The sequence below is a fragment of the Polynucleobacter sp. MWH-S4W17 genome (genome assembly GCF_018687535.1).
Lineage (GTDB): Bacteria > Pseudomonadota > Gammaproteobacteria > Burkholderiales > Burkholderiaceae > Polynucleobacter.
The window spans coordinates 1087317-1108343 of sequence record NZ_CP061295.1 but is presented as its reverse complement, the minus strand read 5'-3'; the positions used below and the strand labels follow the sequence as shown (position 1 = coordinate 1108343).

General features: G+C 46.4%; 22 protein-coding genes and 1 tRNA gene. 17 read left to right on the top strand and 6 right to left on the bottom strand.

Translation table 11 applies throughout. The features are described from left to right. Positions 1-8 precede the first annotated feature (8 nt). Positions 9-749 carry a ribonuclease PH gene (rph, locus tag C2755_RS05745; protein ID WP_215319919.1) on the bottom strand — a complete coding sequence of 247 codons (741 nt, stop codon included), beginning with the start codon at positions 747-749 and terminating at the stop codon, positions 9-11. A 67-nt stretch (positions 750-816) separates the two neighbouring features. Between rph and C2755_RS05740 the strand changes: the two genes are divergently transcribed. The 4 genes from C2755_RS05740 to C2755_RS05725 are packed head-to-tail and all read left to right on the top strand — an operon-like array spanning position 817 to position 5070. Then, positions 817-1746, top strand: coding sequence for a YicC/YloC family endoribonuclease (locus C2755_RS05740; protein WP_215319917.1), 930 nt, complete (start codon positions 817-819; stop codon positions 1744-1746). Positions 1747-1762: 16 nt separating this feature from the next. Next, positions 1763-2401, top strand: coding sequence for a guanylate kinase (gmk, locus tag C2755_RS05735; protein ID WP_215319915.1), 639 nt, complete (start codon positions 1763-1765; stop codon positions 2399-2401). 44 nt (positions 2402-2445) lie between these two features. Further along, positions 2446-2649 (top strand): DNA-directed RNA polymerase subunit omega, encoded by a 204-nt coding sequence (gene rpoZ, locus C2755_RS05730; RefSeq protein WP_011902918.1) that lies wholly within the window; start codon positions 2446-2448, stop codon positions 2647-2649. A 15-nt stretch (positions 2650-2664) separates the two neighbouring features. Beyond that, complete coding sequence (locus tag C2755_RS05725; protein WP_215319913.1) at positions 2665-5070, top strand: bifunctional (p)ppGpp synthetase/guanosine-3',5'-bis(diphosphate) 3'-pyrophosphohydrolase; 2406 nt, start codon at positions 2665-2667, stop codon at positions 5068-5070. Between the two features lie 3 nt (positions 5071-5073). Here C2755_RS05725 and greB read toward each other — a convergent pair whose 3' ends face one another. Next, positions 5074-5574, bottom strand: a complete 501-nt coding sequence (greB, locus tag C2755_RS05720; RefSeq protein ID WP_215319911.1) for a transcription elongation factor GreB — start codon at positions 5572-5574, stop codon at positions 5074-5076. An 18-nt stretch (positions 5575-5592) separates the two neighbouring features. Here greB and C2755_RS05715 point away from each other — a divergent pair. From C2755_RS05715 to C2755_RS05680, 8 genes are all read left to right on the top strand, one after another. Continuing rightward, a tRNA-Arg gene (locus tag C2755_RS05715) sits at positions 5593-5669 on the top strand. Between the two features lie 89 nt (positions 5670-5758). After that, complete coding sequence (locus C2755_RS05710) at positions 5759-6931, top strand: ABC transporter permease (RefSeq protein ID WP_215319909.1); 1173 nt, start codon at positions 5759-5761, stop codon at positions 6929-6931. Beyond that, a complete protein-coding gene (locus C2755_RS05705; protein WP_215319907.1) occupies positions 6931-7707 on the top strand; it encodes an ABC transporter ATP-binding protein in 777 nt (258 codons plus the stop codon). The genes C2755_RS05710 and C2755_RS05705 overlap by 1 nt, the downstream gene beginning before the upstream one ends. After that, on the top strand, positions 7704-8630 hold the full coding sequence (locus C2755_RS05700) for an MlaD family protein (RefSeq protein ID WP_215319905.1): 927 nt from the start codon (positions 7704-7706) through the stop codon (positions 8628-8630). Before C2755_RS05705 ends, C2755_RS05700 begins: the two co-directional genes overlap by 4 nt. Continuing rightward, complete coding sequence (locus C2755_RS05695; protein WP_215319903.1) at positions 8627-9253, top strand: membrane integrity-associated transporter subunit PqiC; 627 nt, start codon at positions 8627-8629, stop codon at positions 9251-9253. Before C2755_RS05700 ends, C2755_RS05695 begins: the two co-directional genes overlap by 4 nt. 25 nt (positions 9254-9278) lie before the next feature. Continuing rightward, on the top strand, positions 9279-10244 hold the full coding sequence (locus C2755_RS05690; RefSeq protein WP_371816848.1) for a tripartite tricarboxylate transporter substrate binding protein BugE: 966 nt from the start codon (positions 9279-9281) through the stop codon (positions 10242-10244). A gap of 30 nt (positions 10245-10274) precedes the next feature. After that, positions 10275-11060 (top strand): SDR family oxidoreductase, encoded by a 786-nt coding sequence (locus C2755_RS05685; RefSeq protein WP_215319901.1) that lies wholly within the window; start codon positions 10275-10277, stop codon positions 11058-11060. Beyond that, a complete protein-coding gene (locus C2755_RS05680) occupies positions 11057-13543 on the top strand; it encodes an ABC transporter permease (RefSeq protein ID WP_215319899.1) in 2487 nt (828 codons plus the stop codon). Before C2755_RS05685 ends, C2755_RS05680 begins: the two co-directional genes overlap by 4 nt. A 23-nt stretch (positions 13544-13566) precedes the next feature. Here the strand turns inward: C2755_RS05680 and C2755_RS05675 are convergent, their stop codons facing one another. Genes C2755_RS05675 through C2755_RS05660 form a run of 4 tightly spaced genes read right to left on the bottom strand, consistent with a single transcriptional unit; the run spans position 13567 to position 15765 of the window. Then, positions 13567-14103, bottom strand: coding sequence for an RDD family protein (locus C2755_RS05675; protein WP_215319898.1), 537 nt, complete (start codon positions 14101-14103; stop codon positions 13567-13569). A gap of 8 nt (positions 14104-14111) precedes the next feature. Next, positions 14112-14726, bottom strand: a complete 615-nt coding sequence (locus C2755_RS05670) for a DUF3106 domain-containing protein (protein WP_215319896.1) — start codon at positions 14724-14726, stop codon at positions 14112-14114. Positions 14727-14740: 14 nt separating this feature from the next. Beyond that, on the bottom strand, positions 14741-15199 hold the full coding sequence (locus tag C2755_RS05665; protein ID WP_215319894.1) for a DUF3619 family protein: 459 nt from the start codon (positions 15197-15199) through the stop codon (positions 14741-14743). Further along, the gene (locus tag C2755_RS05660; RefSeq protein ID WP_215319892.1) at positions 15196-15765 is read right to left on the bottom strand and encodes an RNA polymerase sigma factor; all 570 of its coding nucleotides are present in this window, start codon (positions 15763-15765) and stop codon (positions 15196-15198) included. The genes C2755_RS05665 and C2755_RS05660 overlap by 4 nt, the downstream gene beginning before the upstream one ends. A 193-nt stretch (positions 15766-15958) precedes the next feature. Between C2755_RS05660 and C2755_RS05655 the strand changes: the two genes are divergently transcribed. The 5 genes from C2755_RS05655 to pssA are packed head-to-tail and all read left to right on the top strand — an operon-like array spanning position 15959 to position 20898. Then, entirely contained in the window at positions 15959-17746 is a 1788-nt protein-coding gene (locus C2755_RS05655) for an acetolactate synthase 3 catalytic subunit (RefSeq protein WP_215319890.1), read from the top strand. Next, positions 17746-18237 carry an acetolactate synthase small subunit gene (ilvN, locus tag C2755_RS05650; RefSeq protein WP_011902903.1) on the top strand — a complete coding sequence of 164 codons (492 nt, stop codon included), beginning with the start codon at positions 17746-17748 and terminating at the stop codon, positions 18235-18237. Before C2755_RS05655 ends, ilvN begins: the two co-directional genes overlap by 1 nt. 51 nt (positions 18238-18288) lie before the next feature. Continuing rightward, entirely contained in the window at positions 18289-19305 is a 1017-nt protein-coding gene (gene ilvC / locus C2755_RS05645; RefSeq protein WP_046329933.1) for a ketol-acid reductoisomerase, read from the top strand. A gap of 53 nt (positions 19306-19358) precedes the next feature. Beyond that, positions 19359-20006, top strand: a complete 648-nt coding sequence (locus C2755_RS05640) for a phosphatidylserine decarboxylase (RefSeq protein WP_215319888.1) — start codon at positions 19359-19361, stop codon at positions 20004-20006. A 28-nt stretch (positions 20007-20034) separates the two neighbouring features. Further along, positions 20035-20898 carry a CDP-diacylglycerol--serine O-phosphatidyltransferase gene (gene pssA, locus C2755_RS05635; RefSeq protein ID WP_215319886.1) on the top strand — a complete coding sequence of 288 codons (864 nt, stop codon included), beginning with the start codon at positions 20035-20037 and terminating at the stop codon, positions 20896-20898. The last annotated feature ends 129 nt before the right edge of the window (positions 20899-21027 follow it).

Below are 21027 nucleotides of genomic sequence, written 5' to 3'. Positions count from 1 at the left end.
GTCGATCTTTATTTCAATGCATCGCTTTGCATTTGGGTGAGCTCTTGAATGCCTTGCTCGGCCAGATCCAGGAGTGCATTGAGTTCTGCTCGAGAGAAAGCAGCGCCTTCTGCTGTGCCTTGAACTTCAATCATTCCGCCTTTGCCCGTCATGACCACATTCATATCGGTATCGCATGAAGAGTCTTCTGGGTAATCCAAGTCCAGCACTGGAACGCCTTGATAAATGCCAACAGAAATTGCGGCAACGCTATCGATAATGGGGTCCTTGCTTAGGGCGCCACTTTTAAGAAGTTGGTTTACTGCATCACGAGCCGCAACATAGGCGCCGGTAATAGATGCAGTACGTGTTCCGCCATCAGCCTGCAGTACGTCGCAATCGAGGTGAATAGTTCTTTCGCCCAATACTTTTAAATCAAAGACGCTACGCATGGCACGACCAATGAGGCGTTGGATTTCTTGGGTACGGCCTGATTGTTTGCCGCGGGCCGCCTCACGATCACTACGGGTATGGGTGGAGCGGGGCAGCATGCCATATTCAGCAGTAACCCAACCTTCGCCAGAGCCTTTCTTATGCGGAGGCACCTTTTCGAGAATGCTGGCAGTACACAGTACCTTGGTATCCCCAAAGGCGATCAATACTGATCCTTCAGCATGTTTGGTGAAGGCTCTAGAAATGGTAACTGGGCGCAAATCGGTGGGATTACGGCCGCTAGGGCGGGCAATATTGGCTGGGTTTGCTGTGCTCATGGATAGGGGTCCTGTGGGGTTAGGGTCTGAATCGGGTCTAGTTCAATAATGAATCTACAATGTCCATATGATATCGAGCATGACTGGTTATGGCAGCGCTTCTCGCCAAGTCTCCCTAGGAGCGGGCGTAGTTGCTGATCTGCAGGTGGAATGTCGGGCTGTTAATAGCCGCTTTCTAGATCTAGGATTTCGTCTTCCGGACGAGTGTCGTGGGGCAGAGCCTGCCTTGCGAGAACTGGCTACCCAAAGCCTATCGCGCGGAAAAGTCGAATTTAGGGCCGCATGGCGGGTCAATAGCGCAGCAGCAGGTGCCGCCAAAAGCAATCCTCATGCACTTGGGGCCATTAATAAAGACCGCTTAGACGCTTTGTATACCCTGCAAGAAAAAGCCCAAGATGCATTTCCTAAAGCCCAAGAGTTGAGCATTGCTGAAGTGCTGCGCTGGCCAGGCGTTGTCTCTGAGCCGCGGGGCGAGGAAGATAGTTGGATTACTGCTGCAGTCGAGGCTGGACGAGCTGCTCTCGCAGCGCTGATGGAAAGTCGTCACGCCGAGGGTAAGGCCTTGGTTGGTGTACTTACCAGTATCACTGGCAAGATGCGTGACATCGTGAAAGTGATTGAACCTAAAGTTCCAGAGTATGTGGCTCAGTACCAAGAAAAACTCACAGAGCGTCTCGCTGAAGCGCTAGCTGCTCAAGAACAAGCCAAGGCAGGCGCTGAACTGATGGAGCGCATTCGTCAAGAAGTTGTGCTCTATGCAGTGCGCATCGATGTGGCTGAAGAGTTCGCACGCTTAAAGACCCATCTTCAGGCAGTAGATACCGCGCTTGCAGGCAAAGGCCCTGTTGGTAAGCGTTTAGATTTTTTGATGCAAGAGTTAAATCGCGAAGCCAATACCTTAAGCTCAAAGTCTGTATCAGGGGAGTGCACACAAGCAGCCTTAGAACTCAAGCTTATGATTGAGCAAATGCGTGAGCAAGTTCAAAACCTCGAGTAATCCTTACTATTGATTTATGACTAACTCCACTCCAACACCATCCTACCAAGGCAGCATGTTGATGATTGTTGCGCCCTCAGGCGCAGGAAAATCCTCTTTGGTAAATGCCTTGCTTAAAGACGAAGCGGGACTGAAGTTATCTTTATCAACCACCACACGCACACCACGACCTGGTGAAGTGGATGGCAAGGATTACCGGTTTCTGGCAAAAGAAGATTTTTTGCAAGAACGTGATCAGGGACATTTTTTAGAGTGGGCAGAAGTCCATGGTCATTTTTATGGCACCTCAAAACCTTGGATTGAATCTCAAATGCAGTCTGGCAGTGATGTCATGCTGGAGATTGATTGGCAGGGTGCCCAACAAATTCGGAAGTTAATACCCTCTGTGCAGTGGATCTTTATCTTCCCGCCATCCATAGAGGCTTTAGAAGAGCGTCTACGTAAGCGTGGTCAGGACGATGAAGCAACGATTCAACGGCGCTTGGCGGCTGCCCATGTAGAGCTTCTGCATGCTCATGAGGCAGATTACATCGTGGTGAACGATTCTTTTGACCAGGCTTTGGTCGATTTAAAGCACATATTAGCTTCCAGCCGGCTGCGCTCTGGCCCCAGTATGGCCAGAAATCCAGCACTTTTGAAGCGTCTCGGGGTCTAATCAGTTATCCTATAGGTATTGAAGCTAAATTAAGTGAGTCCAGAATGGCACGTATTACTGTAGAAGATTGCCTTAAAACTATTCCAAACCGTTTTGAACTGGTTTTGGCTGCGACATATCGTGCTCGCCAATTAGTACAAGGTCACTCCCCACGTGTTGAGTCCAGAGATAAAGCTACCGTAGTTGCATTGCGTGAAGTGGCTGCTGGTGTGACTGACCGTGACATGTTGACCAAAGTACCCCTCTAATTAAGGGGTTCCGGTGTGGAGCTCCCTTTAGGACTAGCCAATACATCGGAAAAAGTAGGAAGCATCTCGTCTAAGGATGCTTCGCTTGACTCATCACGAGACTCAGCTCAAGCACAGTTGTTGGATACGATTTCCGACACACCAATTCAAAGTGGTAAAAAATCCATCATTGCGAGTTTGTTGGCGCAATCGAGTCGTCATTTGTTCGGTCCGACATCTGCGCCGATACTTCCGCTCAAACACCAAGTAGTTTCTATTGAGGGATTGCTATCTAAGCTTTCCTATTTGAAACCCGAAGAAATTGCACAAGTTAAAAAGGCATTTCAGTTTTCTGATGCTGCTCATCTAGGTCAATACCGTCATAGCGGCGAACCTTATATTACCCATCCAGTTGCTGTAGCCGAACTATGCGCAACGTGGCGCTTGGATGCGCCATCCATCATGGCCGCATTGATGCACGATGTGATTGAAGATACCGGCTGCACTAAAGCAGATTTGGTTGAAAAGTTTGGCAATAAGGTGGCAGAGTTGGTTGAGGGCTTAACTAAACTCGATAAATTAGAATTTCAAAGCCATGCTGAGGCGCAAGCAGAGAGCTTTCGCAAGATGTTCATGGCCATGGCGCGTGATGTGCGTGTCATCTTGGTCAAGCTTGCTGACCGTACCCACAATATGCGTACCCTGGATGCTGTACCCATGGAGAAGCGCCGTCGTGTAGCCGCTGAAACAATCGAAATCTACGCACCAATCGCCCATCGTCTTGGGTTGAACATCATTTATCGTGATCTACAAGATCTCAGTTTCCGTTACTCCATGCCCATGCGTTTCCGAGTTATTGAGGGAGCTGTAAAGCGGGCGCGTGGCAACCGTAAGGAAATGGTTGAGAAGATTTTGCAGGCATCACGCATGGCCTTTGCTAAGGCCAATTTAGAGGTTGATCTGCGCGGTCGTGAGAAGACGCTCTTTAGTATCTATACAAAGATGCGCTCAAAGCATTTAAGCTTTTCGCAGGTGTTGGATGTATATGCATTCCGGGTTACCGTACATTCCATTGATGAATGCTATCGCGCACTCGGTATCTTGCATTCTCTATACAAGCCCATGCCAGGGAAGTTTAAGGATTACATTGCCATTCCTAAATTAAATGGCTATCAGTCTTTACATACCACTTTATTGGGTCCTTCAGGAGTGCCAGTAGAGTTTCAGATTCGCACAACCGAAATGCATGCGGTAGCTGAGGCTGGAGTAGCTGCGCATTGGGCCTATAAAGACGGCTCCCCTGATATGAGCGAGGTGCAAAACAGAGCCCACCAATGGCTGCAATCCTTGATTGATATTCAGGATAGCAGTGGCGACTCTCAAGAATTTTTAGAACACGTCAAAATCGACTTGTTCCCAGATGCAGTTTATGTATTTACGCCAACTGGGCAGATTAGGGCCTTACCTAGGGGTGCAACTGCTCTAGATTTTGCATACTCTATCCATAGTGATCTGGGTAATACCTGCGTAGCCGTCAAAATCAACGGCCTGCAATTACCTTTGCGTAGCGAGCTTAAGAATAGTGACATTGTTGAAGTTATTACTTCAGCAAGCTCACAACCTAATCCTGGTTGGCTTGCGTTTGTGCGCACCGGCAAAGCGCGCGCCTCCATACGGCATTCCCTTAAAACAAAACATTATTCTGAATCACTTCAACTAGGCGAGCGTCTTTTAGCAAATGCTTTACGTCAGCAGGGCGTTGACGCTGCCTTATTAAGCCCAGAAATTTGGGAAAAGCTAACGCATTGGACGGGCGACAAAACCCGCGAAGAAGCGTGCGTCAATATTGCTTTAGGTAGGCGCTCTCCACAAGAGCTGGCAATTCGTCTCAAGATTTTGATTGATGATGAGGGTGGTGCAGAGCAAATGCGCTTGGGTGTTGCTGATTGGGTTGCGCCTAATCAAGAGACAAGTCACCATCATCAACGTCAAGCCATCCTAGTCGATGGGCGTGAGGGTAATTCGATTCATTTCCAAACTTGCTGCCATCCCATTCCAGGCGATAACATCATTGGTTATCTAGGTAAGGGTGAGGGATTACAAGTTCATACCAACGACTGTACAGTGGCATTGCGCATGCTCTCAAAGGATAGTGATAAGTGGGTCGAGGTTGAATGGGGCAAAGATCTGAATCGTGAGTTTGAATTGGACCTAGCAATCGATACGCGCCAAGGTAAGGGTGTTTTGGCTAGGGTGGCGAGCAGTGTTACTTCTGCAGACTCCAACATCATGAATGTATCCATGGAAGATCGCTTCAAAGAAGATTCGGTCACCATCCGCTTTACGATCCAGGTTTATGACCGATTGCATCTTTCTAAGGTGATGCGCAGTTTGCGCGCCAATCCAGATGTCATGCGCGTAACCCGTACTCGCGCTGTTTGAACCCTATAAGTATTGAACGTCTAAGATTTCAATTTCAGCGGGACCGGTGGGTGTTTGTATAAAAACACAGTCTCCGATCCGAGACTTGATTAAGGCCTTTGCTATAGGTGAGACCCAGCTGACATGCCCTTTATCCAGGTCAACCTCATCAACGCCCACAATTGTGATTAAGGTCTTCTTATTGGCGTCAGCTCCCTCCAGGGTTGAGTAGGTCACAGTAGCCCCAAAGAACACCTGCTCAGCGTCATTTTCTCCTGATTTTCGAGCTGAATTATCAACCACCACGGCAAATTCTAGGCGTTTATTCAGGAAGCGGATCCGCCTATCAATTTCCCTAAGACGCTTTTTCCCGTAGATATAGTCCCCATTTTCAGACCGGTCACCGTTGCTTGCGGCCCAGTGCACAACCCTGACAACCTCCGGTCTATCAAGGTTTAAGAGCTGAAGGAGCTCGGTCTTAATGCGTTCGTGACCAGCGGGGGTGATGTAGTTCTTCTCTTCCATGGCATAATTATGGCTGTTGCGGCTGTAGCTCAGCTGGATAGAGTACTTGGCTACGAACCAAGGGGTCGTGGGTTCAATTCCTGCCAGCCGCACCAACCTTTATGAGGGCCTAGTTGAAAGACTGGGCCCTTTCTCTTTTTAGGCTTTTCTCAGATCTTTCACAGAGATACCTTATAGTCTGCTTATGAGCACTTCTGACACCATTTCTGCCGTTTCTGATGCCTCAGTGGCCATTTGGTCTCAGGTGGATGCCAATAACGCCAAAGTGCTAATGAGTGGCAATGTAAACGTCTATTCCTTGGGCGGTGTTTGGACTCAAATCCGCGATTCTCAAGATGTGTGGCTCAAGCAGGGTGATGGCAAAAGCAAGTCCCTAACTTTCGATGCAAGCAAAGTCACTTTTTTAGATGGGGCTGGTATTGCATTTCTGATTGGGATTGAAGAGGCGCAAACAACAGCGGGTGCAAAGTTTAATGTCGTTGGTTTAGATCCTCGCTATGAACCTTTGCTAACTGAATTCAATCCGATCGGCAATTTATTTCCAGTTCCAGTTGTAAAGCCCAAAAGAAGTTTTGTGGTTAGCACTGGAATGGCAACCCAAAATTTAATTGATGATGCTGTTGGATTAATTTCATTTACTGGACATCTTGCGGCTGATTTAGCTTGGTCTATTCGTTACCCCAAGCAAGTGCGCTGGGGTGATTTTGTAAATGCTGCAGTGCAGGCGGGTATTGCAGCATTGCCCATCGTTGGGTTGGTGGCGTTTTTGATTGGCGTCATTCTTTCTTTCCAGGCTGCTATTGGCATGCAGCAGTTTGGCGCAGTATCCTTTGTTGGTCCGCTGGCGGCCTTGGGTATTGTGCGAGAAATGGGCCCATTAATTACCGCCATTTTGTTAGCAGGGCGTTCCTCAGCAGCCTTTGCTGCCGAGATTGGCACGATGACTGTCAATAGCGAGGTAGATGCGCTGGTATCTGGCGGCTTAAGTCCAATTCGTTTTTTAGTTGTGCCACGTGTTCTGGCCGGTATTTTGGTTGCGCCTATTTTGACTTTGTTTGCTGACATCGTCAGTATTTTTTCCTCAATGTTGACGATGTTGATCTATGGGATTCCTTTTATTAACTTCTACAACGGCATGCTATCGGCTGTAGACATTGAAGATATTGGCTCAGGTTTAATTAAAGCGACGCTTTTTGGCGTGGTTGTTTCAGCGGTTGGTTGCCTGCGTGGCATGCAAACGGGAAATGGTGCGGCTGCAGTTGGTATTTCAGCTACTAGAGCAGTCGTCAGTAGTATTGTTTTGATTGTGCTAGTTGATGGTATTTTTGCCTTCATTTCCTATAAGACAGGTTTCTGATGGACACGCCAAATAAATCACAATGCGCAATTGATGTTCAAAACCTCACTGTAGGTTATGGCTCTAACGTCCTGATGCAAAATCTGAATTTCACGGTGAATTATGGAGAAATTTTTGTAATTTTGGGTGGTTCAGGTTGTGGCAAATCCAGTTTGTTAAAAAACTTGTTTGGTCTTTATGAGCCTTTGTCTGGCGATGTTCTGATTGAAGGGCAAAACATTACCACTGCTGCTGGAGCTGAGCGCCAGAAGATCATGACAAGCTTTGGTGTGATGTATCAACAAGGCGCATTGTTTGGTTCCATGAACCTGCTCGATAACGTGACTTTGTTTATGCAGGAATATACCCAGCTAACACAAGCGCAAATGGATTTACTGGCGCGCTGCAAGTTGGATTTAGTCGGTCTGTTGCCTTATGAGTCTTATATGCCCAGTGAAATTAGTGGAGGCATGCAAAAGAGGGCGGCGATCGCTCGCGCCATGGCACTGGACCCCAAAATATTATTCTTAGATGAGCCATCTGCTGGCTTGGATCCTATTACGTCGGCCGATCTCGATAGCACGATCCAGGATTTATCGAAAAACCTAGGCATCACCTTTGTCATCGTATCCCATGAGCTTGCTAGCATCTATGCCATTGCTGACAAAGTAATCATGTTGGATAAAGGTGCTAAGGGAATCATAGCTGAGGGAGATCCAAAAGTATTGCGCGATACCAGTAAAGATCCACGGGTGCATCAATTCTTCAATCGTATTATGAGCAAGGACGCAGCATGAGTAATAACTCAAATCCCAATTATTTTCGCTTAGGCGCCTTTGTGCTCGCCGCAATTGGTGTACTGATTGCTGTGATCCTCATTTTTGGCGGAGGTAAATTCTTCCAAAAATCATTTATGGTCGAAACCTATATCAAGCAGTCTGTAACTGGCTTAGACGCTGGGGCGGCTGTGCGGTTTCGCGGAGTCAAGATTGGTCAGGTGACATCGATCGGCCTATCCGGTGATATCTACGAAAAAGATTTGCCTTTTCATGATCGTCGCCAGTATGTTGTTGTCAGAATGCAAATTTTTGGTGACAAAGTAAATGAAGATCAAATTAGTGAGTTTGTAAAAAATAATCTACGTGCTCGCGTAAAGTCAATGGGTATTACTGGGGTGAACTATATCGAGTTTGATTTTGTCGCAAATGCCTCTCTTACTCCGCCACTTCCTTATTCTTGGAAGCCTGCATACTCAGTTATTCCATCTCTACCGAATCAAGCGGATGAAATTATTTCGGGTATTCAAAGGCTGATTGGCGCTCTCAACGATATGAATATCGATGGCACCCAGAAAAAATTGGATGCCTTGCTAGGCAATCTCAATGTGCTGATGGCAGGCGACGGCAAAGGTAATGAAGGCGTCATTGAGTCTGTTAAGCAGTTGAACGTCATCATGGCTCGCATTAATAAAGCAACCGATAAAGAAGAGATCGGGGTTCTGATGCGTGAGTTGGTGGCGGCTACTACTTCCTTGCGTCAGACTATTACTAGTGTTCAAGGCGATACTGTGTTGACGATAGAAAATATTAAGCAGGCAAGCGAAAACTTAAACGAATTTAGCCGTATTGCAAGCCAATCACCATCAAGCCTCATTTGGAGTGAACCACCAAAGAAAATTACACCTAATAGCAGTGTAGGTCAGTCTGGAGCCCAGAAATGATCAAGCGTGTCTTATTGAGCTTTGCCATCATGGGATTAGTCTCTTGCTCCTTGCCCACTAGACCCCCAGTTGGGCCCACTACCTGGATGGTATCCCCAGATAGAACTGCGGCACCGCGTCAAGCTCGCACAGATATTTGGTTGAAGATGGGTTCTGTATCAGTTACGCCACCCTATGATGGCAGATCTTTGGTCTACCGTACTGGTGATCAACGTTATGAAAAGGATTTTTATAACGTCTACGCAACCATTCCCGCTGAAATGATTGGGAATGCTGAACGCCAATGGATGAACAAGGCCAATATTTTCTCCTCAACGGTAGGTCAAAGTAACAGCTTCTTTCCTTACTATTATTTACAAGCAACTGTAGAGGAATTCTATGGGGATTATCGTAAGCAGCCAGAGGCGGTAGTGAGTGTTGAGTTTTTCTTGAGCGCTACTAGCGCCGGCAAAGTAAATCCCTTGATTGGTGCAAACCGCTATACCAAGCGCGTAGCCCTCAAAGACAATACCCCTGAAGCACTGGTATTGGGCCTGCAAGAAGCACTGGCTCAGATTTTCCAGGAGTACGAGGCGCAACTTTATAAATACGCCGGCAATTTACCAAAACCTTTAGGTCAGTAACTTTATGAAATCCACTCCAGTAAGTATGATCAAAATCGTTGGCGCAACATTACTGATTGCCGCAAGCGTACTTGCCCCGGCACACGCAGATACTTTCCCCAATAAACCTATTCGCTTAATCGTTCCATTTGCGCCCGGTGGAAGTACAGACATCATTGCACGAGCCGTTGGGGATGCTTTGGGTCGTCAGCTAGGTCAACCGGTAATTGTCGAAAATAAAGCAGGTGGTGGTGGCTCTATTGGGGCATTGGAAGTCATGCGCTCACCGAAAGATGGTTACACCATTGGTATGGCTACCGTTTCTACCACAGCAGCTAATCCAGCGATTAACCCAAAGATTGGCTACGATCCCATTACGGACTTCACGGCCATCAGCAATATTGCTGCGACACCAAACATCATTGCAGTAAATCCATCATTCCCGGCAAAGGATTTCAAAACCTTTATGCAGGTTTTGAAAGCTAATCCTGGAAAATATTCTTATTCAAGCTCTGGCACTGGTGGCATTGGGCATCTTCAAACCGAACTTTTCAAGAGTTTGACTGGGATATTTATTGTGCACATTCCTTATCGTGGAGCTGGTCCTGCGTTAGCCGACACAGTGGGCGGTCAGGTTTCGATGATCTTTGACAACTTGCCATCGTCCTTGCCATTCATTAAAGACGGTAAGCTAGTGCCGATTGTGGTGGCTGCACCTAAGCGCTTAGCTCAATTGCCGAATGTGCCCACTTTTGCTGAAGTGGGTTTAGCACCAGTTAATCGCATGGCTTATTACGGTCTATTGGGCCCTGCAGGAATGCCAAAAGATATCGTGGACAAATATACCGCTGCTTTACAAAAAGTAGTGACCGATCCTGCGGTTAAGATGCGTATTGAAGATACCGGCTCAATCATTAATGTGAATGGTTCTGAAGCGTTTGCAAAAGAAATTAAAGCCGAGTACACCGTTTACAAAGAGGTGGTTGCCAAGCAGAAATTGCAGTTAGATTAAAAATATAAAAAATTAGTTTTTGGAGACGAGATGGACTTAGGGTTAAAAGGTAAGGTTGCGTTAGTGATGGCTTCTAGCCGTGGCTTGGGTCAGGCAATGGCAGTGTCATTGGCCAAAGAGGGTGTAAAGGTAGCTGTTACTGGTAGAAATGCTGAGGGCTTGAGTGAGTCCGTCAAATTGATTGAGGCTGTAGGCGGACAGGCTTTGGCACTTAATTGGGATCTATCTGATTCTTCAGTGATTGATAGCTTGGTCTCAAAAGCGGAGAGAGAACTTGGCCCCATCGATATTCTGATTAATAACACTGGTGGACCACCGCCAACACCAGCAGCCGGTCAAGATCCCGCGCTCTGGCAAAAGAGTTTTAACGATATGGTTTTATCGCTCATTGCCATTACGGATCGTGTATTGCCTGGCATGCGCGAGCGTAAGTGGGGTCGTGTTATTACTAGCACCACTTCAGGTGCTATTGCCCCCATTAAAAATTTAGCCATTTCTAATACTCTTCGCGCAGCCTTGCTTGGGTGGTCGAAAACATTGGCTGCAGAAGTGGCTGCCGAGGGCGTTACTGTTAATGTCATCATGCCTGGAAGAATTGCAACCGATCGTCTGCGTCAGTTAGATGAAGCGCGCGCAAAGCGGGAAGGCACCAGCTATGAAGATGTTGTTAAAGCTAGCTTAAGACAAATTCCAATGGGTAGATATGGCGATCCCAAGGAGTATGGTGATGCCGCTGCATTTTTAGCTAGCCAAAATGCCTCATTTATTACTGGTACCGTCATGCGTATTGATGGCGGACAAATACAGGCAATTTGATTAAATCATTTCTTCGTTTCTTGGGTGGTTTGAGATGTGAGTTGCGTTCAAGCGAGTTAGCTTGGCTATTCGTTGCTTTAACTCTTTCGGTAACAGCCCTATCTAGCGTCAGTTTTTTAGCGGATCGAATGCAAAAGGCATTTGCATTCGATGCTCGCCAACTCCTAGCTTCCGACTTGCTGATTGTTTCTGATCAGTCTTTACCTAATCTCTTTTTAGACAAGGCTAAGAATGGAGGTCTACAGCAAGCTCAGACGATTGTGTTTCCGAGTATGGCAACTGTGGGTTCACACAGTAAACTCGCTTCAATTAAGGCGGTAAGCCCTCAATATCCTCTGCGTGGCGCTTTGCGCGTGCAATCCAAGTCCCAAAACAAGATATTGACTGTCGGACCTAAGGTAGGAGCAGTGTGGGTTGACCCCGCCATGTTAGCAAGCCTACATGCAAATGAAGGCGATTCTATTCAGCTTGGTCTAAAAGTCTTTGTGATTGACGGAATTTTAGAGCGTGAACTCGATCGTGGGGCCGGGTTTATGAACTTTGCACCTCGAATCATGATGCCCATGTCTGATCTTGCTGATACAGGACTCATTGGCCTTGGTAGCAGAGTAACCTACAGACTGTTATTGGCTGGTTCTGATGAGCAAATTCATTCTTATGGCGAATGGGCAAGTCAACATATTGAGTCCGAGAGTCTTAAGGGTATTCGCATTGAAACTCTGGAGAATGCGCAACCCCTGATGCGCAAAACACTTGAGCGCGCAGATCGTTTTCTTTCCTTGATTGCCTTATTGACTGCGATGGTAGCTGCTGTTGCTATAGCTTTATCGGCTCATCGCTATACACGCAAACAGGCGAATTCCTGCGCTGTTTTGAAATGTCTTGGAGCCAGTTCCACCATGATCATTAGGCGACAAGGACAGACTCTTCTAGCACTTGGTTTTATCGCTGCAATGATGGGCTCTATTTTGGGTTACCTTGGGCAGCAGGTTTTAACTCTTGTCTTGGGAAATCTAGTATTCACTGAATTACCGCCCGTCTCTTTTGGGCCTGTCCTTTGGAATGTGCTGGTGGCTTGGTTCATATTATTTGGTTTTGCTGGCCCAGCAATACTCAGTTTGGTAAAGGTATCCCCAATCAGATTGATTAGAAAAGAGTTTGATGGCATCGGCATTTCTACTATTTGGACTGCTGTATGTGGATTGGCCGCGGCATTGATATTGATTATGCTTGCAGCACGTGATTGGAAGCTTGCCTTATGGACAAGTTTGAGTTTTGGAGTTTCCATCATCCTTTTCGCCTCTGTATCTTGGGGAATCTTAAAGCTGCTTTGCAGGATACGCACCCAAGGTTTTTCTCTGGGATTTGTTACTCTTGCTCAAGGGCGAAGAGCAGGTCTTGCGGTGGTGCAAATTACAGCGCTCGGTATTGCATTGATGGCGCTCTTATTGGTGCTGCTCTTGCGAGCTGATTTCTTAAGCGCTTGGCAAGGCAACATACCGAGTGATGCGCCTAATCGCTTCATGATTAATGTTCAAGATGATCAGAGGCGGGGGCTTACAGAGTCTCTTCAGAATGCAGGCGTTTCAGCTCCGCAGTTTTATCCAATGGTGCGTGGCCGCTTGATTGAGGTGAATGGCAAAGACATCACGCCTAACGACTATGTAGAAGAAAATGCAAAGCGTTTAATTGATCGAGAGTTCAATTTATCCTATACCGACCAGTTGCCATCAGGTAATCAAATCCTAACGGGCAAGTGGATTGTGGGCGATGCGCCGCAGATTTCGATGGAAACCGGCATCGCTAAAACCTTGAAGCTGAATTTGGGCGATCAGTTAACCTTTGAGGTTGCCGGAGAAAAAATTGTTGCCCCAATTACCTCCTTGCGAAAGCTTGACTGGGGTTCCATGCGCGTGAACTTTTTTGTCATCATGCCGCCTGCTCAGTTGCAATCATTGCCGCAATCTTGGATTACCTCTTATTACCAATCGCCCAAACAAGAATCTTTGGATTTCGATCTAAGCCAAGCCTATCCCAATTTAACTATTGTGGATGTCTCAGCCTCGCTGCAACAAATACAGGAGGTATTGAATAAGCTCTCCTCAGTATTGGGTTTGCTATTGGCATTTACGATTGCAGCAGCGTTCTTGGTTTTAATGTCAGCTATCGCAGCCACGCAAGATGAGCGCTATAAAAATGCGGCTCTATTAAAAGCTTTGGGCGCCTCTCGAAATACCTTAGCTAAGATTGCGAATATTGAATTAGTCATGATTGGCTTGATAGCAGGGCTCCTAGCAGGCCTAGCCTCTGGTGCTGCAGCTTGGGCTTTGGGCTATTTTGTGATGGAGATTCCATTTAATGCCTTTGGTGAAGCCATATTAATGGGTGTCGCATTTGGAATTTGCGCTTGCCTTGCATCTGGATATCGCTTTCAGAGAAAAATTCAGAAGGCGACTGCAGTGGAATGTTTACGAGAAGCCTGATTTAGAAAATCAAGATGCAGCTGTTAATTCAAGGTAACGAGGTTTTTTGGTAGCTCAACCAATCGTGTGGCAGCCAAACGGTCTGGAAGGCTTTGTCGATATAGAAAACTCTGACGATCTAAATAAATACTGAGCGGCCAAATTAACAAAGCTACGGTAAATAGCATCTCAATGATTTGCCATTTCTCTAAATGAAATGCCCATTGCAATAGTACGCAAGGAATAAGCCAGAGTGAGCCATAGACATAACGCCAAAACGCTTGTTGTTTAGTGAGATTGAAACCGCCGCGTCCAACAAGGCGAACCCGCCATGTTTGCATTGCCAGTGTTTGACCAGATTTAGTCCAGTACCAAACAAAATAAATCCCCAGCACGGCGTAGAGATATAAAAATGTCAGCCAGCCGGGTAATGAGATACCAAATAGCATCCCTAAGCCAAGATTAGGGACTAGAAAAGTAAATGCAATGACGCCGAGTAATACGAGCTGTTCGTAGAGGCAGCAAGACACTCGTCGCCAAAATTGAGGTGAGGGTAAGGCGTCTAATTCAGCAGGTGTCATGCGACCGCTTAATAAGGAGAGCCGGCTTCTGCATTAGATCCAGTACCTTCTGCTGGCGCAGGTGTGCTTGGAGCAATGACGGCGGCGGGGAGGGCAACCTTAGGTGAAATAGGATGCTGCTGAAGTGTCGGGGCATTAGCGGCAGTAGGCTTTTTCTTGAGTTCAGATTCAGCTAACTTCTTCTTTTGCTCATCACTTAATTTTTGGTAGGCATACCATGCTTCTGCTTTTTTCTCGGCAGGGAATTTTAGGCTGGTGAGGTAGTTTTCGCGAGCAATGCGACGATCTTTTTGTGAAAGATTTGACCAACTTGTCATGCGGGATTGTAGGCGCTCTTGATCTTGAGTGCTCATCTTGGGGTAAATGTTGGCAACCTGAATCCATTTTTTGCGACTATCGGGCAACATGTAATCCCAGTCGCTTTCTAGCGGCGCAAGAATTTGCTGTTGCACCGGCTTTAAACCATCCCAAGTGCCATCAGGTTTTTTTTCAGGAATGGCCGTAGCCTTTCCGTGCGGGGCGCTAGGCACTCCTTGTGCTAGTGCTGGGCTCACCTGAGTGGCGCAGAAAAACGCCACTAGGGCTGCGCCACAAACTTGACGTGTTCTGGTTCTCATAAACATCAAACAAGTCAAGATTATTTACTGCGTACTAAGTCGGATTGGCTATCAGGTTCGGAGAGAGAGCCGTTTTTGAGGAAGGCCATAAATCCACTGTCTGCATATGCATCAGGAGGCACATCGTCAGACAAAAGAGCAGCATCAACTTCGGCGATGTCATTAATACGAGAATCATCTTGCCACTGGGCAATGCCAATCAGGCCAAATACGAGGACCACCAAAGGAGCAATCCAGCCTACGGTATCCCAGAGAGTATTAGATCCAGAGGTCCAATTACGCGATGAACCAGCTAAAACTTGTTTTTGAATGCGTACTTTCTCTGGTTTTCTAACTGAAAGGGCCTTCATACGTGCTGCATATAGACGATCTTTTAGGTGCTTGGGAATGCTCTGAGTACCTTGACGAAGCAGGGCAGCGCTAGCCTGGCCAAATTGGTCGACTTGAGTCTGGGTAAGTTGGTCATCAAAGTGTTTCACAGCGTAATTCCTTTTAATTTCAATGCTTTAGCTAATGTCTGGGTGGCTCTAGAGCAGTGCGTTTTAACGCTTCCTTCACTGCAACTCATTGCTTTGGCCGTCTCAGTAATGCTTAGCTCATCCCAATAACGCATCAGGAAGGCTTCTCGTTGACGTACAGGCAATTTAGATATTTCTGACTCAAGGGCCTGTAAAAGCTGACTTTTTTCAAGCTTATGCGCCCCATCTTGGTGAATTTCACTGTCATCAGGGGCTGAAAGGGACTCCAAGGGGTCAAAATCATCGCCTTCATCGGTCTTTTTGCCCATATTGGAAAACAAGGTGACCCAGGTATTTCTAACCTTTTGCCTTCTAAACCAATCATGAATCCGGTTTTGCAGAATTCTGGTGAATACTAAGGGAAGCTCTCCTGCTGGTCGATCACCGTATTTTTCGGCTAATTTGATCATGGCGTCTTGCACGATATCCATCGCAGCATCATCGTCACGCACGGCGTAAACAGCCTGCTTAAAAGCGCGCTGCTCAACACTACTAAGAAAGTCGGATAGTTCTTGGGCTGATGCCATGCAATGGATTAGACCTGAATCTGTAAGAATTGAGTCATTTTAGGGGATTGCTATAGAATATAGGGCTTACTACCTAGAATCTCATTCAAGAAGTGGTTTTTTCCGGTAGCAGCGCCGTTCGAACTCAGGCCAAAAGCAAGAGATAGAACAGACCAAACAATTTTTTGCCGAAAATTGCAAAGGACGAAAGAAAATGAATACAAGCAGCGCCGAATTTTTAGCTACTAAAGCTAACAAAGATACAGCAAACACAAATCTCGTAGAGGCGCCTCCAGAAATGATTGGTGCTGAAATGCTCGTGCATGCACTGCACAAAGAGGGTGTTGAATTTGTCTGGGGTTACCCGGGCGGATCCGTTCTCTTTATCTACGATGAAATTTTTAAACAAGATAAGTTCGAACACATTTTGGTTCGCCATGAGCAAGCAGCAGTTCATGCTGCCGATGGTTATGCGCGCGCAACCGGTAAGGTTGGCGTTGCATTAGTTACCTCTGGCCCAGGTGTTACCAATGCGGTGACTGGAATTGCAACCGCCTATACGGATTCGATCCCATTGGTGATCATCAGCGGTAACGTGCCAACATACGCGATTGGTGAAGATGCTTTCCAGGAGGCTGATACCGTTGGTATTACTCGCCCAGTAGTGAAGCACAACTTCCTCGTGAAAGATGTTAAAGATCTTCCGTTGGTTCTGAAGAAGGCATTCCACATTGCGCAGACAGGTCGCCCTGGTCCTGTATTGATTGATATTCCTAAGGACGTATCTGCAGCCAAAGGACCATTTGTTTATCCAGAGACTTTGGAAATGCGCTCTTACAACCCTGTTGTAAAGGGCCATAGCGGTCAAATTCGTAAAGCGGTGGCTTTATTGCAAGAGGCAGAGCGTCCATACATTTATACCGGTGGTGGCGTGATCCTTTCTGATGCTGCTCCAGAGCTCAAAGAGTTTGCTGACTTACTCGGTTATCCAGTAACCAATACCTTGATGGGCTTGGGTGGTTTCCCTGGCACAAGTCCTCAGTTCTTGGGTATGCTCGGCATGCATGGTACTTATGAAGCCAATATGGCGATGCAACACAGTGATGTGTTAATTGCTATCGGCGCTCGTTTTGATGACCGCGTGATTGGGAATACACAACACTTTGCAAGTCATCCGCGCAAGATTATTCATATTGATATTGATCCTTCCGTTATCTCGAAGCGTGTCAAAGTAGACGTTCCTATTGTTGGTAATCTCAAAGAAGTATTGGTAGAGATGACTGCTCAATTGAAAGTTGCTGGTCCACGCAAGAATGGCGATAAAGTTGCCGCTTGGTGGGATCAGATTAATGAGTGGCGTAAAAAAGATTGCTTGAAGTACGACGAAGCCTCACAAATTGTGAAGCCACAATATGTGGTTCAAAAGTTGTGGGAGCTCACTGGTGGTGATGCATTCATCACGTCCGACGTAGGTCAGCATCAAATGTGGGCAGCTCAGTTCTATAAGTTTGATCAGCCACGTCGTTGGATTAATTCAGGTGGTCTGGGTACCATGGGTGTAGGTTTGCCTTATGCCATGGGTATCAAGAAAGCATTTCCTGATAAGGATGTATTCGCCATTACTGGTGAAGGCTCTATTCAGATGTGTATTCAGGAGCTCTCTACCTGCAAGCAATACAACACGCCAGTGAAGATCGTGTCCTTGAACAACCGTTACCTAGGCATGGTTCGTCAGTGGCAAGAGCTTACCTATAACAAGCGTTATTCCAGCTCATACATGGATTCTTTGCCTGACTTTGTAAAGTTGGCAGAGGCCTATGGTCACGTTGGTATGCGCATTGAGAAGAAATCTGATGTTGAGGGCGCGCTCAAAGAGGCGATTCGTCTAAAAGATCGTACGGTGTTTATGGATTTCCAGACTGACCCAGAAGAAAACGTTTGGCCTATGGTTCAAGCGGGTAAGGGTATTACTGAAATGCTTTTGGGTAGCGAGGATCTCTAATGCGACATATTATTTCTGTACTCATTGAGAACGAGCCGGGCGCCTTATCGCGTGTAGTAGGTTTATTTTCTGCGCGTGGTTACAACATTGACACTTTGAGCGTTGCGCCTACTGAGGATCCATCCTTATCTCGCATGACTATCGTCACATTTGGCTCTGATGATGTTATTGAGCAAATTACTAAGCACTTAAACCGTTTGGTTGAAGTAGTGAAGGTATTTGATTTAAGCGAAGGTCCTCATATCGAGCGTGAGCTTATGATGATTAAGGTGCGTGCGGTAGGTAAAGAGCGTGAAGAGCTCAAACGTACCACTGATATCTTCCGCGGTCGCATCATTGATGTGACTGATAAGAGTTACACCATTGAGTTAACTGGCGATGGTGCCAAGTTGGATGCCTTTATTGATTCGATTGATCGCGCTTCGATTCTCGAAACTGTCCGTTCGGGTGGTTCTGGAATTGGTCGCGGCGAACGCATCCTCAAGGTTTAATTTTTTTAACTGATTACTGCATTAATTACATTTTCAATACAAGGAAAGAGCATGAAAGTTTTTTACGATAAAGACGCTGATTTGTCCCTCATTAAGGGCAAGAAAGTCACCATCATTGGTTATGGTTCACAAGGTCACGCACACGCATTGAATCTAAAAGATTCAGGCTGTAACGTTACTGTTGGTTTGCGTAAAGATGGCGCCTCCTGGAGTAAGGCTGCTAATGCTGGCTTGACAGTAAAAGAAGTTGGCGAAGCGGTTAAAGATGCAGACGTTGTCATGATGCTCTTGCCAGATGAGCAAATTGCTGATGTTTACAGCAAAGAAGTGCATGGCAATATCAAACAAGGTGCTGCTTTGGCGTTTGCCCATGGCTTTAACGTTCACTACGGACAAGTTCAGCCACGTGCTGACTTGGACGTAATCATGATTGCTCCAAAAGCTCCTGGTCATACAGTTCGTGGCACATACGCTCAAGGTGGCGGTGTTCCTCATTTGATCGCTGTTTACCAAGATAAATCTGGCTCCGCTCGTGATGTTGCGTTGTCTTATGCAACTGCAAACGGCGGTGGCCGTGCTGGCATTATCGAAACGAACTTCCGTGAAGAAACTGAAACTGATTTGTTCGGTGAGCAGGCTGTTCTTTGTGGCGGCGCAGTTGAATTGATCAAAGCCGGTTTTGAGACTTTGGTTGAAGCTGGTTACGCTCCTGAAATGGCTTACTTCGAGTGCTTGCATGAGCTCAAGTTGATTGTTGACTTGATCTACGAAGGTGGTATTGCCAATATGAACTATTCCATCTCTAACAACGCTGAGTACGGTGAATACGTTACTGGCCCACGTGTTGTAACTGAAGACACTAAAAATGCAATGCGTCAGTGCTTGAAAGATATTCAGACTGGTGAGTACGCCAAGAGCTTTATCCTGGAAAACAAAGCAGGCGCGCCTACTTTGATTTCACGTCGTCGTTTGAATGCTGAACATGACATCGAAGTAGTTGGTGCTAAGTTGCGCGCCATGATGCCTTGGATTGCTAAGAATAAGTTAGTTGATCAGACTAAGAACTAAGCTACAAGCTAAGCATCTACTAATAGCATTTCAATAAAAGGCTCAGAACAAAGATGATGTATCCGCACCCCATTATTGCGAAAGAAGGTTGGCCGTATTTAGCGTTAGTGGGGGCAGTGACTTTGCTAGTTCACTATTTAGGTGGCATAGCTTGGTCATGGCCTCTTTGGATCATTTTTTTCTTTGTTCTGCAGTTCTTTCGTGACCCACAGCGTATTCCTGCTTTAGGTCGCGATCTTGTTTTATCTCCAGCAGATGGCCGGATTGTTGTCGTTGAAAAAACCAATGATCCGTATGCTGGCCGTGAAGCGCTCAAAATCAGCGTATTCATGAACGTTTTTAATGTGCACTCTAATCGAAGCGCGGTAAATGGCTTGGTGAAAGAGATTCAATACTTCCCTGGTAAATTTGTGAATGCAGATTTGGATAAGGCATCTACAGAGAACGAGCGAAATGCCGTTGTTATCGATGCTAATGGTCAAGTAGTTACTTTAGTCCAGGTTGCTGGTTTAATTGCCCGCCGTATTCTTTGCTACATTCATGTTGGCGATCGCCTCAAAGCAGGTGAGCGCTATGGATTTATTCGTTTTGGTTCGCGAGTAGACATTTATTTGCCGCTCACTGCAGAGCCGCTAGTGAGCGTTGGCGATAAAGTATTTGCAACAAATACAGCCTTGGCTCGTTTGCCTGGTTTGGATTAATTCGAAATATTATTCACTGGGATATTCTTTGACTACATTTCGCCGTCGTGGTCGTATTGACCGTAGCCGCCTCTCTCAGAAACGTCTGACTTCTTCACAAGATCAATGGGCTGAAGACTTAGGTGATGGTATTGATTACGAAGTTGAGGAGTTGCATCCTCAAAAGCCCCGCCTACGCAGCAAGGGCATTTATCTCCTTCCAAACGCTTTTACAACCGCAGCTTTGTTTTGTGGCTTTTATGCCATTGTGAATGCAATGAATCACCAGTTTGAGATTGCGGCAATCGCCATTTTTGCTTCAATGGTATTGGACGGCATGGATGGGCGTGTGGCACGTATGACCAACACTCAAAGCGCTTTCGGTGAGCAGTACGATTCTCTTGCTGATATGGTCTCATTTGGTGTTGCGCCTGCATTGGTCGCTTATGAATGGGCATTAAAAGATTTGGGTAAGTGGGGGTGGTTGGCGGCATTTACATACTGTGCTGGCGCTGCCTTGCGATTGGCGCGCTTTAATGTGAATACCGGTGTAGTGGATAAGAAATTTTTTCAAGGCCTGCCAAGTCCTGCTGCAGGTGCTTTAATGGCTGGTTTTATTTGGTTGGCTGATGACAACAAAATTCCAGTTCGCGATACAGCCATTCCTTGGGTTGCTTTCTTTATCGCTGTCTATGCTGGACTCACTATGGTCTCAAATGCCCGCTTTTATAGCGGCAAGGCCTTGGATGTTCGTTACCGCGTGCCATTTGGCGTAATGGTTTTAATGATCCTGACCTTTGTCTTGATATCCTCAAACCCGCCATTAACGCTGTTTGGTTTATTTGTGATTTATTCCATCTCTGGATATGTAATTTGGGCCTGGGAGCGTCTCAGCGGTAAACGTTTTAGCTAATTCCCTATTTTTGGGGTATATTAATTCCATGTTGATGAATTTCTCGCCTTTAACTGGCCTCCTTCTGCTAGCACTAAGCCTAAGGCTTGGGGCGGGTAAGGCCTGAGTTAATGAGATAAAGCAGAATCA